This window comes from Streptomyces sp. AJS327 (assembly GCF_013450295.1).
Classification (GTDB): domain Bacteria; phylum Actinomycetota; class Actinomycetes; order Streptomycetales; family Streptomycetaceae; genus Streptomyces.
The window spans coordinates 48052-63439 of sequence record NZ_SKBR01000003.1; the positions used below are offsets into that span (position 1 = coordinate 48052).

Annotated in this window: 10 protein-coding genes and 1 pseudogene; 4 read left to right on the top strand and 7 right to left on the bottom strand. The window is 69.5% G+C overall.

What is annotated here, in order from left to right:
• Positions 1–52: 52 nt before the first annotated feature.
• The 3 genes from E0L36_RS17700 (at position 53) to E0L36_RS17710 (ending at position 3005) form a co-directional block, all read left to right on the top strand.
• Positions 53–511 (top strand): Lrp/AsnC family transcriptional regulator, encoded by a 459-nt coding sequence (locus tag E0L36_RS17700; RefSeq protein ID WP_180930120.1) that lies wholly within the window; start codon positions 53–55, stop codon positions 509–511.
• Positions 512–929: 418 nt separating this feature from the next.
• Positions 930–1451, top strand: coding sequence for a DinB family protein (locus tag E0L36_RS17705; RefSeq protein WP_180930121.1), 522 nt, complete (start codon positions 930–932; stop codon positions 1449–1451).
• Positions 1452–2144: 693 nt separating this feature from the next.
• The gene (locus E0L36_RS17710; protein ID WP_180930122.1) at positions 2145–3005 is read left to right on the top strand and encodes a hypothetical protein; all 861 of its coding nucleotides are present in this window, start codon (positions 2145–2147) and stop codon (positions 3003–3005) included.
• 717 nt (positions 3006–3722) lie between these two features.
• Here E0L36_RS17710 and E0L36_RS17715 read toward each other — a convergent pair.
• From E0L36_RS17715 to E0L36_RS17740, 6 genes and pseudogenes are all read right to left on the bottom strand, one after another.
• Positions 3723–4173 (bottom strand): annotated as a pseudogene (locus tag E0L36_RS17715) (IS30 family transposase); the annotation flags it as partial.
• Positions 4142–4396, bottom strand: a complete 255-nt coding sequence (locus E0L36_RS17720; RefSeq protein ID WP_180930123.1) for a hypothetical protein — start codon at positions 4394–4396, stop codon at positions 4142–4144. The pseudogene E0L36_RS17715 and the gene E0L36_RS17720, both read right to left, overlap by 32 nt.
• 858 nt (positions 4397–5254) lie before the next feature.
• A complete protein-coding gene (locus E0L36_RS28525) occupies positions 5255–5434 on the bottom strand; it encodes a helix-turn-helix domain-containing protein (RefSeq protein WP_180930774.1) in 180 nt (59 codons plus the stop codon).
• Between the two features lie 464 nt (positions 5435–5898).
• Positions 5899–6876: a peptidoglycan-binding protein gene (locus E0L36_RS17730; RefSeq protein WP_180930124.1), complete on the bottom strand. Its 978-nt coding sequence runs from the start codon at positions 6874–6876 to the stop codon at positions 5899–5901.
• A 353-nt stretch (positions 6877–7229) separates the two neighbouring features.
• Positions 7230–9299 (bottom strand): PhoX family phosphatase, encoded by a 2070-nt coding sequence (locus tag E0L36_RS17735; protein ID WP_180930125.1) that lies wholly within the window; start codon positions 9297–9299, stop codon positions 7230–7232.
• 359 nt (positions 9300–9658) lie between these two features.
• The gene (locus E0L36_RS17740) at positions 9659–10177 is read right to left on the bottom strand and encodes a hypothetical protein (protein ID WP_180930126.1); all 519 of its coding nucleotides are present in this window, start codon (positions 10175–10177) and stop codon (positions 9659–9661) included.
• A gap of 215 nt (positions 10178–10392) precedes the next feature.
• On the opposite strand from E0L36_RS17740, the gene metG reads away from it, so the two are divergent.
• Entirely contained in the window at positions 10393–12033 is a 1641-nt protein-coding gene (gene metG, locus E0L36_RS17745; RefSeq protein WP_180930127.1) for a methionine--tRNA ligase, read from the top strand.
• Positions 12034–12413: 380 nt separating this feature from the next.
• Here the strand turns inward: metG and E0L36_RS17750 are convergent, their stop codons facing one another.
• Positions 12414–14762 (bottom strand): phosphoketolase family protein, encoded by a 2349-nt coding sequence (locus E0L36_RS17750; protein ID WP_180930128.1) that lies wholly within the window; start codon positions 14760–14762, stop codon positions 12414–12416.
• Between the last annotated feature and the right edge of the window lie 626 nt (positions 14763–15388).

Below are 15388 nucleotides of genomic sequence, written 5' to 3' on the forward strand. Positions count from 1 at the left end.
TGATGAGGCTCGCTGGGGGACACGGACGACTCGGACGAACGGAAGAAGCACGATGGCCAAGGACCTCGACCCGGTGGACCGGGAGATCGTCAGGCTGGTCTCCGCCGAGGGGCGGATCAGCCATGAGGAGATCGCCCGGCGGGTGCACGTCTCGCGTCCGGCCGTGCACGAGCGGGTCAGGCGGCTGGAGCGGGACGGTGTGATCCGCGGCTACCGGGCCGTCGTGGACTGGTCCGCCATCGACCTCGGGCTGTGCGCCTTCCTCTCGGTACAGGTCGACCACGACCGGCTGGGCACGGCCGTGGACCGGATGTTCGCGATGTCCACACCGGAGGCCATGGTGGAGGAGAGCCACCGGGTGACCGGCCAGTGGTGCGTCCTGCTCAAGGCGCGGGCCGCCTCCACCGCCACCCTCCAGCGGTTCCTCGACGACGTGATGTCGATCGATGGCGTCCGGCAGGTGGTCACCACCGTCGTGCTCACCTCCGTCGAGGCCGCCCAACGGGCCTGAGTCGCCTGACGATTCGTCGGCCCGTCCGGGCGCGTCAGCGGAAGTGGCGGGCCAGCGCCCTACGGAACGTCGCGATCCCCCGGCACCGCACCGCGACGGGCCGTCCCGCCGCTTACGGTGCCAACGATCAGCCACCGCCACGCAGGAGACCCGCCATGCCACCCCACCCCACCCAACTCGTCTGGCACCACAGGCCGGTTGAGACCGGCAGCGCGCTGCCGAGCCCCACCCCGCCCAGGCCCCCACGCCAGTCCCCGCCCAGGGCTCCGCGCCAGTCCACGCCGCTGACGTTCCCGTCACCGGAGTACCCACCGGCCCGGCGTGACCGCCACCCCCTCACCCCGGAGAGGCGCGGCGGAAGGACACCCGACGGTCGCTGCGGCACGACGGACAGGCCCCACGGAAGGACGGTCCGCTGATGGCCCACCACGTTCCGGTCGCGCCCCACACCGAGGGGCGCCGCATCCCGGGCCACCGCCTCGGCGAGAAGGAGATGCTCCGGGCCTGGCTGCGCTTCGCCAGGGCCACGGTGGAGGCGAAGGCGACCGGCCTGACCCCGGCGCAGCTGATCGCCACACCGTCGCCGTCCGAGATCAGCGTGGGCGGGATCCTGACCCACCTCGTCACCGTGGAACACCACTGGTTCGGCAACGTCCTCGGCGGCCAGGCCCACCCCATGCCGTTCGGCCCCGGTGACCCGGACGGCGACTGGCGCGTCCCCGAGGACGCCGACGCCGACAGCCTGCTCACCCGCTACCGCGCGGCCTGCGCCGCCAGCGACACGGTCATCGCCTCCCTCGCGCTCGACGATCTCGGCGCCCAGACGACGGACGACTACACCCTGCGCTGGGCGATGACGCACGTCACCATCGACACCAGCAGGCACGCCGGACAGGCGGACCTCCTCCGCGAACTCCTCGACGGCGAACGCGGCTGGTGAACCGCCCTCCCCCGAGGCCGGTCGGGGACGGGGAGTACGGACCCCAACAAGCATTCATTTGGAGCGACGCAGTGGTGACCGGGTGAGCCAAGACGGTGTAGATAGACGTGCAAGGCCGCCGCAGCCCGGGGCTCTGATCGCCGTCAAAGGCGAAGCTGACTGCTCCATGACGCTGCGTGAAGAAGGCCCCATTACAGCGCGAGGAAGCCTGTGGTGTGCATACCGGAGTGTTGGGACGGACGGCCTATCACGGCGCTGACCTGCAACAGGCTTGGCGGGAGCCGCCTCCACTCTAGCGGCCACGGCCGCTGCGGCCACAGTATGAGCTCCCTCGCATGGCTATCGACCGCCCTCGCCTCCAGCCCCACCTGCATCAGACTGAAATGGGACAGACCTCGGCACTACAGGAGGCGGCAGGCTACGTCCATCGGTGATCGCAGCTGGCGCAGCACGTGACAGAGTCACGCCCCTACAGGGATACGCGCGGCTCATGTGACAGAGATTCAACCGGCACCTGGACCACAAGACGGAAAGATTACGATCAGAAACGATCCACAGTAGTACCACATCTATCAGTGTAGTAGATTTTACATCAATTCATTGCACCGCTGGCGCCACTATCACCTCTATGGCCATACTTCACTTCCGAGGTCTCAATGACCCCGACAAAGTCAAGCGTGAGGCGTAGTTTGGATGTCCAGAATCCCCCAGATCCCCGTCAATCCGATGTATGTCCCCATCACACCTGACATGGCGAAGGCGTGGCTCGAACACTGCAACCCCGAATCGAATCGTGTCCTTTCTGAAGTAGTGTGTGAACGCTACGCAAAAACAATGCGCAAAGGGGAATGGAAGACCACTCATCAGGCCATCGCCTTCGACTCCAAGGGGAAACTCCTCGATGGTCAACATCGATTGAACGCTATCGCCACCTCCGGCGTGACCGTAACAATGCTAGTGATTCCGAATTGCGACCCCGCAACTTTTGATGTCTTGGATGCGGGGCACCGGAGGCAAGCTTCTCAACTCGTGAAAATCCCGCACAGAATCATCGTCACCGCAGCCGCCCGCATGCTGGGGGTGATGTATGGAATGTGGGAACCCGTCAAACTCCACGAAGGGTTCTATGACACCCAGGCCACGACGCCCGATATTCTGCGTGCGGTGGCTGCTTGGCCAGAGCTCGGGCAGCATGCACCTACCGCTTCCACCGTATACAGGGCGACTAGGATCAACCAGCCAACACACCTCGTTGTCCTGGCACAAGCGGAGCGCAGCGCATACGCACACAGGATCGAAGAATGGAAGAATGGGCTCACTTCAGGGGCAAATATGGAACCGAAGGACCCACGCCTCTTGCTTCGAAATAGGTTCGTTCGAGACTTCACCTTTCTCGCATCCAGCGGAGGGAGAAAGGCTTCGTACAACTTGATCGCAAAAGCTTGGAACGCATGGGTACTGGGAAAGGGAATGGGCACCCTTAAGTACTCAGATAGCGATGGAGTAGTTAAAATTGCAGGACTGGAGAACGGACCCCTTGAACTCTTCCAGTAAGTTCACCTTCCTTGACTCTAACCTGGCAATAAATATAGAAACCCCCAGCAGATGCCTGAATCTCCACTCACTAGCAGAAATCTCGTCGACTTCCTAATCACCCCGGAAAAGGTGATTCCGCCGCGGCAAACAGAATAGGGTCGAAGTCGCCCCGCGTAACCCATTTCATTCACTAAAACTGCCACGAAGAACGGACACCCGAGTACCCCTGAAATCGGCACTGGTGGCCACGTCTCTATGGTGTCAAACCTCACTGCCTGAGCCAACTAGACGGCGCATCATTTGAAGGCGTGTCCCGCCCAGATGAGCACCCCTTTGGCTCATTGCGGACGGTTGGCCATGCCTCGGATCGGTGAGTGCGTTAATTCCGTGACGAGAGACGGTAGCCAACGAGCTCTGACACGGTAAGAAGTCAGAGTGCCAAGCTCGTGGTCTTCGATCGCAGTTGCGTGGTGGTGAATGCTCACCGTGTTGCGATCATCGGCATCTGGGAGTTGCAAGTCTGTCAATATCGGAGTGCCAGGGGCTCTTATACACTCTCGGCCGTCTTCGCTGCTCGCAGCAGATCCTGGATGTGGGCGCCGGGTGGGCATCCTTCTTGGGCGGGCTCAAGACTTCGGCGGTCACCGACAGTTGAGGCGGCTCGACGGCCCTGGCTGTGGAGCCGAGTGGGCGTCGTGGCAGACCGATGTAGCAGCGCAGTGGTGAGTGATTACGTAGACGCTCGGCTGGGGCATCCCAGTCGAGCGTCTTGCGTGGGCGGCCGTTGAGTTCCTGAGCGACGTGTTCGAGGTCTTCGGGACTGTGGGGGCTCAGGTCGGTGCCTTTGTGGAAGTACTGCCGTAGGAGTCCGTTGGTGTTCTCGATCGAACCGCGTTGTCAGGGCGAGGCGGGTCGCAGAAGTAGACGGACATGTCGGTGGCCATGCTGAACTGCTGGTGAGGTGACGTGCCATCTCGCTGCCCTGGTCCCAGGTGAGGGAACCACGCAGGTGGGCGGGCAGGGTCTGGACCGTGGCGACGGGGCCGTCGCGGACGGTCTCGGCATCGTGGGCTCCACTCGGCAGGTAAACCAGGTCGCCTTCTCAGTGGCCCAGTACGGCCCGGTCCTCGACGCGGCGGATGCTCTTATGGATGTCAAGCAGTGGTTGTGAGGTGACGTGGGGCCGTTGCTGTGGTGTTGGTGGTGGTCAGGACGTGGTAGATCTCGCGAGCGAGCGGAGCTATCAGCTCGTCCAGTTCGTCGATCTCCTGGCCCAGGTCGCGGTGACGGCGGGCGAGGGAACGCAGGGCGATCTTCGTCGCGGCGACTGGGTCACTGGCCTGGTCGAGGCCGGGGCGGAAGCCCGCGCAGACGGCGAGGAGGTCCTTGTCCTTGAGGTGTCGCAGCATGGTCCGGACGCTTCCGGCGCGGTGATGATCAGAGTCTTGATCTGCCGGGTGACATCGGCCCGTTGCTGGATGGCGCTGCGGCGGGCGACTCGCAGAGCGCGTAGGGCCTCGACCTGGCCTTCACGGAACTTCGGGGTGCCGGTGCGGCGTTCAGCGAGTGCGGCCCGTGCCGCAGTCTCGGCGTCGAGGGGTCGGACGTGCCCTGCCAGCGGCGGGTTTTGCGGTCCGGGCGGTGTCCTTGTGGGTGTCGACGCCGCCGGTGACCTCGACCTCAAGCTGTGCCATCGTGGGGTATGCCGTCCTGTCCATTCGACCGAGCGGGATGGCACCCGTCGGCTGTGAGGGCGGACAAGACTGTGATGGGGCCTCTGGCCAGGCTCTTATGAAGTCACGCCCCCGGCCCGACGGATGCGGACAAACGTCCCCCGGACAGGGCCGACAGATCCGGTTGAGGGCCCTGAGTCAGTCAGTCGCTGGGTCAGGCCCGCCGGGGAACGCTCACCTACATCCTCACTGTCAGTAGTCGATCATCACCATCAGGTCGATGACCCGGGTAGTGCGCCGCTGGGGTCCCGGCGCGGTTTGCGGCGGGTGCAACCGGAGCTGATGGCTGCTTGGACTTCCCGTTTCAGGCCGCCGCGGGCCTGGAAATACAGCGCCTGGTAGACCGTCTCCACGCTCACCCGCATGCTCTCGCCATCGGGGCATTCCTTGCGTAGAGCGTGGCAGATCCGGTCCGGCGACCACCGCCTGCGTAATCCGTCCTGGACGAAGCGGCTCAGCCGTCCCTCGCGCAGCAGCTTGCGCTCCTTGGGTCCGGGGCCTGCGGGCTGCCGCCGCCCGGTGGGCTGCGTAGGGCTAGCTCTCGCTGCCGGAGTTCGCGTCGATCTCCCGCTTGACGGTGCTCGCCGGCCGTACCAGAACCTGTCCGATCGCCCGCAGCGACTGCCCCGCCGCACGGAGATCGCGGATCCGTTCACGCGCGGCGAGCGTCAGAAACAGCGGGTGAAGCTGTTTCTCCAGGGCCCTCAGGCCCAGCTATGGCGTGGTCACACCGCACATCGTGACGGTCCCCGCCGCGTAGTCGGCACGGCGCCCGTCCGCATAGGTGCGCGTGGTGCGGCTATTCTCGACGCCCCAGTCCCAGTCCTTGGCCGTGCACTCGTTCACACCGATCTGCCGCGCCGCCACCTGGCGTGCGACACCAGCGGCCCGAAGCCGCTCGTACCCGTTTCGCCTGGGATGCCGCCGACGCGAACTCAGTCCGCCGGTCCGGGCCCAGCTGAAGGCCGTGTTCGGGTTTACCCCAGCTCACGCGCCACGAAGGTCACGCTCCCCTCGACATCCAGCCGTGCAAGGAAAAGCTTCTTAACCCGGCAAGATCATCACGCTCGACGCCCACGGTCCTCACAACTCCCGCAGATCGCGGGTGTTGCGAAGACCGTTAAAACCCAAGGACGTGCGCACCGGGTGGGTGGGGACCGCCCGGTGCGCCCTGGGCCTCAACCGACCAGTGCCTGCCAGGTCTTGGGGCCTGCCTCGCCGTCGACGACGAGACGGTTGGCGCCCTGGTAGGCGCGGACCGCGTCGTCGGTGACGGACCCGAAGTCACCGTCGAGCGCGAGCCCGGCGCTGTGCTTGTTCAGCACGGTCTGGAGGGCGCGGACGTGCGAGCCCGAACCGCCCTTCTTCAGCGTGTAGACCAGCACCGCCCAGGTCTTCGGACCGACCTGGCCGTCCGCCACGAGCCCCTTGGAGGACTGGAACTTCTTCACGGCGTTGACCGAGACGCTGCCGTAGTCGCCGTCCGGCTCCAGCTTGGTGCCGCGCTGCGTCATCAGGTACTGGATGGACTTGACGGTCGCGCCCACGGCGCCGGGATCGATCGAGGACCAGCCACCGCCCAACTTCACGCCGCGCGCCGTGAGATACGGGACGGGGTTGGTGGTGGAGCCGATCGAACCGGTGTGGACCTCGAAGTGCAGGTGGGGTCCGGTCACGTTGCCGGTGGCACCCATGTCCGCGATCCGCTGCCCGGCGCCGACCTTGGCGTTCAGCGCCACCCGGAACTTGTTCAGGTGGCCGTAGTAGGTGTAGCGCCCGCCGCCGTGCGAGATGACGATGCCGTTGCCGGAGCGGCCGGGCACCACCGAGGTGCCGCGGCGGATGACGGTGCCCGCGGCGGCCGCGTAGACCGCGGTGCCGATCGAGTTGGTGACGTCCTGGCCCGCGTGCGGGCCCGCGCCCCGGGGCGCGCCGTAGTGCCCACCGTCGGGGAAGTACCCACGGGCGGGGTTGCACCACCGGCCGTCCTTCAGCGACGCGGCCGAGGCCGAGGAGGCCAGGAACGGCATGCTCGCCAGCGCGGCGCCGAGTCCGGCACCCGCCCCGATCAGCAGCTTCCTGCGTGACGGACCTCCGCGTCTGAGGTCCCGGGGCTCCTCCACCGAGCCGTCGACCGGCCCGCACTGCTCACACATGTCCGTCCTCCTGGGGTCCGAATGCATCTACGCGCATTGCATTGGCGAGAGCATGCCACGGTTACCCCCGGTGCTCCAGAGGTCGGACGCACTGACCTGCACCGCCGTCACGACAGCCATCAGATCGCGCCAACTCCACCGCGACGGACGGTAGATGGGACGGCACGGCCGAGGCCTCCAGCCCATCTCCCCCGCCACGCGCCGGAGTCCGAGCGGAGGCGCCCCGTACGGCGGTGCGGGCACCGCTACGTGACCGATCGCGGGCACACCGGCGGTACGGTACGCGCCGACGGCCCGGCCCCCCGAACCGGGCCGTCGGCGGCTCCCCGACGCCGGAGCCAGCGCTGGCTCGCTCAGACGCCGATGTCGCGGCCGTCAGCGCGCCACACGTTGACCACCGACGGGCGGACGTGGGAACCCCCGCCGTCCGGCCACTGGGAGGCGGGACGCTCCACGCTGGCGCCGTCCACCTCGCCCGGGTGCTGCACGGCCACCAGCACCCGCCGGTCCCGGACGACCGGCCCGCAGGTCTCCGCGCCCGTCGGCACTGTGAGGAACTGCCGTACCTCGCCGCGCCGTTGACCGGACACCGCGACGCCGAACAGCCCGTCGTGGCTACCGAGGGCGTTTCCGTCGGTGGAGATCCACAGGTTGCCGTGCGCGTCGAAGGTGACGTTGTCCGGGCAGGAGATGGGGCTCACCTGGTCCTTCGGGAAGCCACCGAAGTAGCTGTCCGGCTGTTCCGGGTCACCGCAGACCAGGAACAGCCGCCAGGTGAACCGATCCGCGGCCGGGTTGCCCCCGCGCTCGGTGAACTCCACGATCTGGCCGTGCTTGTTGCCCGTGCGGGGGTTCGCCTCGTCCGGTCCGGCCTTGCCGGAGGCGCCCCGGTCACTGTTGTTGGTGAGGGCCACGTAGACCCGTCCGGTGCGCGGGCTGGGCTCCACGTCCTCGGGACGGTCCATCTTGGTGGCGCCGACCCGGTCGGCCGCGAGTCGCGCGAAGACGTAGACCTCCTCGGCGGACATCCCGGGGACGTGCGAGGTGTCGCCGGTCGCCAGCGGCACCCAGGTGCCGCGGCCGCCGAACTCCCCGTCCTCCGGCAGCTCTCCACCGCCGTCGATCTCCTCCTCCGGGCTGTCACCGCTCAACACCGCGACGTACAGGGTGCCTTCGTCCAGCAGCGTGAGGTTGTGCTCACGCGCGGCACGGCTGTCCCCGCGCATCATCCGCTTCGAGGAGACGAACTTGTAGAGGTACTCGAAGCGTTCGTCGTCGCCCATGTACACCACCGGACGGCCGTCCGGCGTGAGCCGTGGCTCGGCGCCCTCGTGCTTGAACCGGCCGAGCGCGGTCCGCTTGCGCGGCCTCGACTCCGGGTCGTACGGGTCGAGTTCGACGACCCAACCGAAGCGGTGCGGCTCGTACGGCTCCTTCGTCACGTCGAACCGGTCGTCGAAGCGCTCCCACTGCCGTTGCGTGGCACCGCCCCTGAGCGCGTACCGCTCCAGCCGCCTACGGTGCTCCGCGTCCGTGACCCGCTCGGTGTGGGCGAAGTACTGGTCGACGTTCTCCTCACCGTGCAGCGTGGTGCCCCACGGAGTGGTGCCGCCCGCACAGTCGTTGAGCGTCCCCAGCACCGTACGGCCCTCCGGGTCGGCCTCGGTGCGCAGCAGTTCGCTCCCGGCGGCCGGGCCCGTCACCTCGAAGGGGGTGGTGGCCGTGACCCTGCGGTTCAGCCGGTGGCGGGGCACCGGGCGCAGCGCCCCCGAACGCCGGTCCTCCTCGACCACCACCACGGACAGACCGTGCGCCGCCCAGGCGATCTCCACCTGTTCCCGGGTCGGGCTCTCCGGGTCGTACCCCGCGAACATCAACTCCTCGTTGGTGTACTCGTGGTTGGCGACCAGCAGCTGCCTGCCGCGCTCACCACGCAGCGGCAGCAGGGCGAGGAAGTCGTTGTTGTAGCCGAACTGCCCGGCCTGCGCCCGCGCCGACTGACGCTCGGGGTCGAAGCGCGGCGCGCCCCGCAGGATCGGCTCGCCCCAGCGGATCACCACGTTCTGCTCGTAGCCCGCCGGGACGGTCACCGCGTCGGCGGTGTTCGGCGCGACCGGCGCGAACCGCAGCCCCCGGGCGGCCTTCCCGGCCGGACCGCCGCCCGGCTTCGACGGCGGGGGCGCGGCGTGGGCGGTGCCGCCGCCCAGCGGGCCGCCCACCGCGCTCGCCCCGGCGGCCACCCCGATGACGGCGCCCGCGCGCAACATCGTCCGACGGGACATCGCCCGCGCGACCACATCGCCCAGGTAGGCGTTGTCGCTGGTGTTGGGCGCCTCGTGGGAGCAGGCGTCCCCACAGCGGTAGCGGCAGGTCATCGCCGACCTCCCGCCCGGGTGGCCGAGCAACGGAAGCAGCTTGCGCATGGTCCCCTCCGGAATGGTGAGCTTGTGCGTCCGTGACGCTAGGGGCGACTTTCCGCCACGGGGCGACGCCCGGATGAACCCCCGGTGAATCCCGCCCCGGCCCCACACGGGCCTCGCCCTCCAGCCACTCCGGGCACTTCGCCGACCGGGCACGGCCGACCGGATCGCGACCGTCCGGAGCGCGGTCGTCCGGAGCGCACCGTCCGGAGCGCGACGAGCCGTCGGCCTGATCACGACGGGCTGGGGCGCGCGACCGGCTGGGACGCGACGGAGCTGGGGCGCGGCTCACCGGATCGCTGGCCGGAGCGTGTCTGGGCCCAGCGCGGCTCACCGGAGCGTGGCTGGCCCGAACGCCTGCCTCACCAGCGCCACTTCGAGCCGCGCCAGGTGCTCACGCGTCCGTAGCGCGAGTCGTCGCGGTCCCACAGCCGGTAGCCCCGATTCGCCAGCAGGGACAGGCCGATGCCCAGCGCGCCGATGCCGAGCAGGCCGGTCAACAGCGCGAACAGTGCCGGGCCCGGGCCCACGTCCCCGCTCAGGGCGTCCGCCGCCAGCGCGGTGAGCGCGAGGCCGAACGACAGGACCAGCAGCCCCAGGCGAATGCGGCCCAGCGTCGACCAGAACCCCGGCCCCGACCGCACCGGAGGCAGCGCCGCCAGCGGGTCACGGGACTCGCGGCGCACCCGGAGGGCCTCCCCGACCGCCGTCACCCCGGGCCCGAGCGGGACCAGGGCCAGTACGCCGCAGGCCGCCGCCCCGACAGGTTCGCCTCGCCCGGCCAACGAGCCCGCCGTGAACACCAGCACCCCGCCGACCAGCAGCGACACCGTCGCGAACAGCGTCCAGCCGCAGACCCGCAGCACTCCGAGCCATCCCACAGCGCCCCCCGTCCCACCGTGCCGCCACGCGTCTCCCGGCGGCGGAGCCGCCCACGCCGCACCGCCACCGGCCGGTCCGTCCAGCGTGGCACGGCGGGTGACCGAAGAGAACACCGAAGGGAACACGGCGGCGACCCGGTCCGGGGAGTTCCGGGGCGTGCTCACCGAGAGTTATGGGGAGGAAGCCGGGCCCTCGCGGTCGATAGGATTTCGGCATGGCGGCCACTGGAGCAGAGCAGCGAAACGAGCGCGACACCGAACGGCGGGACCCGGGCACGTACTACGTCTCGACCCCGATCTACTACGTGAACGACGCTCCCCACCTGGGCCACGCCTACACGACCGTCGCGGGCGACGTGCTCTCCCGCTGGCACCGCCAGCGGGGCGAGAAGGTGTGGTACCTCACCGGCACGGACGAGCACGGTCAGAAGATCATGCGCACCGCCGAGGCGAACGGCGTCTCGCCGCAGGAGTGGTGCGACAAGCTGGTCGAGGAGGCGTGGAAGCCTCTCTGGCGACACCTCGACATCGCCAACGACGACTTCATCCGCACCACGGAGAAGCGGCACACCGAGCGGGTGCGCGAGTTCGTCCAGGACCTCTACGACCGGGGCGAGATCTACCAGGGCGGGTACGAGGGCCCGTACTGCGTGGGCTGCGAGGAGTACAAGTCCTTCGGTGAACTCCTGGACGGTGAGGGGGAGTTCGCGGGCGAGAAACTGTGCCCGATCCACCGCAAGCCGGTCGAGATGCTCCAGGAGGAGAACTACTTCTTCAAGCTCTCCGCCTACGGCCCGAAGCTGCTGGAGCACTACGCGGCGCACCCCGAGTTCATCCAGCCCGAGTCGGCGCGGAACGAGGTCACCCAGTTCGTCCGGCAGGGCCTGGAGGACCTGTCGATCTCCCGCTCCACCTTCGACTGGGGCATCAAGGTGCCCTGGGACGACAAGCACGTCATCTACGTCTGGATCGACGCGCTGCTGAACTACGCCACGGCCGTGGGGTACGGCTCGGACCAGGCCAAGTTCGACGCCACCTTCCCGGCCGACGTGCACCTCGTCGGCAAGGACATCCTCCGCTTCCACGCGGTGATCTGGCCCGCGATGCTGATGGCGAACGGACTGCCGCTGCCCGGCAAGATCGCGGCGAACGGCTGGCTGATGGTCGGCGGCGAGAAGATGTCCAAGTCGAACCTCACCGGCATCTCCCCCCAGCAGCTCACCGAGCACTTCGGCGTGGACGCCTACCGCTGGTACTTCCTCCGGGCCATCGCCTTCGGCCAGGACGGCTCCTTCTCCTGGGAGGACTTCACCGCCCGCTACACCAGCGAACTCGCCAACGACTACGGCAACCTGGCGTCCCGCGTCGCGGCCATGGTCGGCAAGTACTTCGGCGGGGAACTGCCCGAGGCGACCGCCGCCGGTCCCGCCGAACAGGCCATCGCGGACGGGCTGACGCACGCGCTCGCCGAGGCCGACCGGCGGATCGGTGAGGAGCTGGACTTCTCCGGCGGTATCCAGGCCATCTTCGACTTCATCAAGCAGGTCAACGGGTACCTCACCGAACAGGCCCCGTGGAAGGTCGCCAAGGACGACAGCCCCGAGGCCCGGGCCCGGCTCGCCACCATCCTCTACACGGCGGCCGAGGCGCTCCGCGCCTGCGCGGTCCTGCTCAACCCGGTGATGCCCGAGTCCAGCGAGAAGCTGTGGACCTCCCTCGGCGCGGAACCCCACCTCGGCCCGCTGGCCGAGCAGGACGTCACCGACACCGCCCGCTGGGGCCAGCTCCCCCCGGGAGCCACCGTCACCAAGGGCGCGGTGCTCTTCCCCCGCCTGGAGGAACCGAAGACCGCCTGAGCCCCCGGCTTCCGCCCCCGGGTCCCCGAGACCCGGGGGCCACGGGGGCGGGACCGGAGCGCGGGGTCGGTGGCGGCTGGCGACGGGGCTGGTTGGCTGACCAGCCCTTGAGTGGTTCGGTGTCCGGCTCGGTGCCCACCGGATCGGGCAGTGTCACGCCGCCGCCGAAGGGAACGGTGACGACGCGGCCGTAACGGGCCCCGTCGGGTTCCGAGCGCACCCGCAACCTCGCAGTGGTCCCGGTCGACGAGCGGATAGCGGGGTGGGTTTCGGGCGGGGTCACGGTGGGTGCGCCACCCTGCCGAGCCGCGCGGGCTCGTTCCACGGCGTGCGGCCACCCTGGGCAGACGGTGCCGCGCCCCGGGCCCGGGCCGGAGCGGTCAGAGGCCGGGCCAGGTCCAGGTGGTGATCTCGGGTGGATCGACGCCGGTGCGGCGCAGCTCGTCGCGGACGCGGTCGCGGTGGCGGGCGTATTTGGTGGCCAGGTCGCCGGTGACGGAGGCGCGTCCGGGCAGGTGCCGCAGCACGCTGATCGCCAGGTCGTGCCGGGAGGTGCCGTTGCTGGCCAGCAGGTCGTACGGGGTGGTCGTGGTGCCTTCCTCCAGGTAGCCGCGCACGTGGAAGCGGTCGGGGCGGGGCCGGTCGTGCAGCAGTTGGTGCACGGCGGAGGGGTAGCCGTGGAAGTCGAGGACGACCGGGGTGTCCTCGCCGAACAGCTCGCGGAAGGCGTCGTCCGACATGCCGTGCGGATGCCGTTCGCGGGTCGCCAGCACACACAGGTCGACGATGTTGACGGTGCGGAGACTCAGGTCGGGCAGGTCACGGCGGAGCAGGTCAACGGCGGCCAGCGTCTCGACGGTTGGGATGCCGCCAGCGCAGGCGAGGATCGCCTCGGGGTGGTCCCCGCCGTGGGTGGAGGCCCATCGCCAAACGGACGCCCCGGCGGCGCAGTGTTCGCGGGCGGCCGCCATGTCCAGCCACTGGGCGGCGGGTTGCTTCCCCGCGACGACGATGTTGACGCGGCCGGTGTCGGCGAACAGCCGCTCCATGGTGACGAGCAGGGTGTTGGCGTCCGGCGGGAGGTAGACGCCGGTGACGGTGCTCTTCTTGGTGAGCAGGTTGTTGATGAAGCCCGGGCCCTGGTGGCTGTAGCCGTTGTGCTCCTGCCGCCAACCCTCGCTCGTCAGAAGGTAGTTGAGACTGCTCACCGGGGCGCGCCAGGGCACCTCGCGCGCCATCTTGAGCCACTTCGCGTACTGGTTGAGCATGCTGTCCACCACCGAGGCGAACGCCTCGTACGTGGGGAAGAAGCCGTGCCGCCCGCTCAGCAGGTACCCCTGAAGCCAGCCCTGGCAGTTGTGTTCGGACAGCATCTCCATCACCCGCCCGTCCGGGGCGAGTTGCTCGGCGTACTCGTCAACCGGCCAGGAGCAGGCGCGCGGGCTCGCGTCCAGTACGCGGTCCAGCTTGTTGGAGGCCAGTTCGTCGGGGCAGACGATGCGGAAGTTCCGCTCCTCCTCGGAGCGCCGCAACACGTCGGTCAGCCACTCGGCGAGGACGGTGGTGGGGCTGGCGGTCGCCGTTCCCGGCCCCTCGGGCAACGCGACGGCGTACGGGCCCAGCGGCGGAAGGTCCAGCGGCCGCCTCAACCTCCCCCCGTCAGCGGCTGGTTGGGCACCGATACGCAGAGGGCCCGTCGGGCAGTTGGCACGGACCGCGGCCTGCGGCCGTCCCTCGGCGTCGAACAGCTCCCCGGGCCGGTAGGAGAGCAACCAGGCTTCCAGCGCGGCGAGTTGCTCGGGATCGTCATGCACCCCCTCCAGCGGGACCTGGTGCGCGTGGAAGGTGCCCTCGATGCGCCTGCCCTGCACCTCGTACGGCGCGCCCTGCCCCTTGAGCCCCCTCAGGACGATCATGGGCCAGGCGGGACGCTCGCCCGGCTCGCCGGAGCGGGCGCGGAGCTGGATGTCCTGGATGTCGGTGTGCGCCGCGCGCACCGCGTCGGCCAGCGGCTCCTCCACCGGGCCGGAGCGCACGTCCACGAGGCGCGGCGCCCAGCCGTAGCCCCGGAACAGGTCGAGCAGCTGGTCGTCCGGCATGGTGGCGAAGACGGTGGGCGAGGAGATCTTGTACCCGTTCAGGTGAAGTACCGGCAGTACGGCGCCGCCGGTGGCCGGGTCCAGGAACTTGGTCGAGTGCCAGGCGGTGGCGGTCGGCCCGGTCTCCGCCTCCCCGTCCCCGACGAGGCAGGCGACCAGCCGATCCGGGGCGTCCAGCGCCGCGCCGAACGCGGTGGACAGCGCGTACCCCAGCTCGCCACCCTCGTGCAGGGTGCCGGGCAGGGCGGGCGACAGGTGGCTGGGGAACCCCTCCGGCGCACAGAACCGCTCGGCCAGCGCGCGCAGCCCGCGTTCGTCGCGGGAGAGCGCCGGGTCGTACTCCTCGTGGGTGCCCTCCAGCCACAGGTTCGCGTGGTTGGCGGGCGCGCCGTGGCCGGTTCCGGTCACCAGCAGCACGTCCGTACCGCGCTCCCGGACCAGCGTGTTGAGCGCCGCGTAGACCATCGTGATGCCGGGGCAGGTGCCCCAGTGCCCCAGCAGCCGGGGCTTGAGATGCTCGCGGCGCAGCGGCTCCCGCAGCAGGACGTTGTCCCGCAGGTAGATCAGGACGAGCGCGACGTAGTCGGCCGCCCGCCGGTACGCGTCGAGCGTCTCGTGGTCCTCTCGCACGGGGTCGCTCCCTCCTCTCGCACGGGGTCACTCCCTCTCGACGGTCTCCCTCCCCCTGGACCGGTCGCTCCCTCCCGACGGTCTCCCTCCCTCTGGACGGCGGCAACGGGCGGGGGACGCGACCGGGGTACCGCCGTCGGGCGGACACCTACTCCCGCGCCACGGCCTCCCGGCCACGTACCACCGAGGGCCACGGCCTCCCGGCCACGAACCCCCGGATGCCGACAACGGCCCCGGGGTGCCGGGCCCCCAGGCGCCCGGATTCTCCAGACGTCGGGGCCGCCGGTCTCCGGGCGTCGGGTGCCGGAGTTCCCGGGGTCGCCGGTCCCCCGGGCAGCGGATCCCGCACGGCGGGTTCCGGACGTGGACGGGCAACCGGGTTCCCGGAGTCCCCGACCCACACCCCACAGGGCCGACCACCGCCGTCACCTCGTCCCGGCCCGGCACCACGGGTCGCCGCGCCCCGGCCCGGCGGCCCGCTACCCCGCGTCCCGGCCCACGGTGCGGTACCCGCGCCCTGGTCCGTCGGCCCAAGGACAGCCGTTCCTCCACCGTCACACAGCTCGCCCCACCCCGCACCGCCACACCCGACCACCCCACCCCACCCCGAACCCCCGACCTCCGGA

Excerpts from the sequence above, each read along its gene's own strand:
- E0L36_RS17700 (WP_180930120.1), top strand. The coding sequence starts at position 53 with ATGGCCAAGGACCTCGACCCGGTGGACCGGGAGATCGTCAGGCTGGTC.
- E0L36_RS17705 (WP_180930121.1), top strand. The coding sequence starts at position 930 with ATGGCCCACCACGTTCCGGTCGCGCCCCACACCGAGGGGCGCCGCATC.
- E0L36_RS17710 (WP_180930122.1), top strand. The coding sequence starts at position 2,145 with ATGTCCAGAATCCCCCAGATCCCCGTCAATCCGATGTATGTCCCCATC.
- E0L36_RS17720 (WP_180930123.1), bottom strand. The coding sequence starts at position 4,396 with ATGCTGCGACACCTCAAGGACAAGGACCTCCTCGCCGTCTGCGCGGGC.
- E0L36_RS17730 (WP_180930124.1), bottom strand. The coding sequence starts at position 6,876 with ATGTGTGAGCAGTGCGGGCCGGTCGACGGCTCGGTGGAGGAGCCCCGG.
- E0L36_RS17735 (WP_180930125.1), bottom strand. The coding sequence starts at position 9,299 with ATGCGCAAGCTGCTTCCGTTGCTCGGCCACCCGGGCGGGAGGTCGGCG.
- metG (WP_180930127.1), top strand. The coding sequence starts at position 10,393 with ATGGCGGCCACTGGAGCAGAGCAGCGAAACGAGCGCGACACCGAACGG.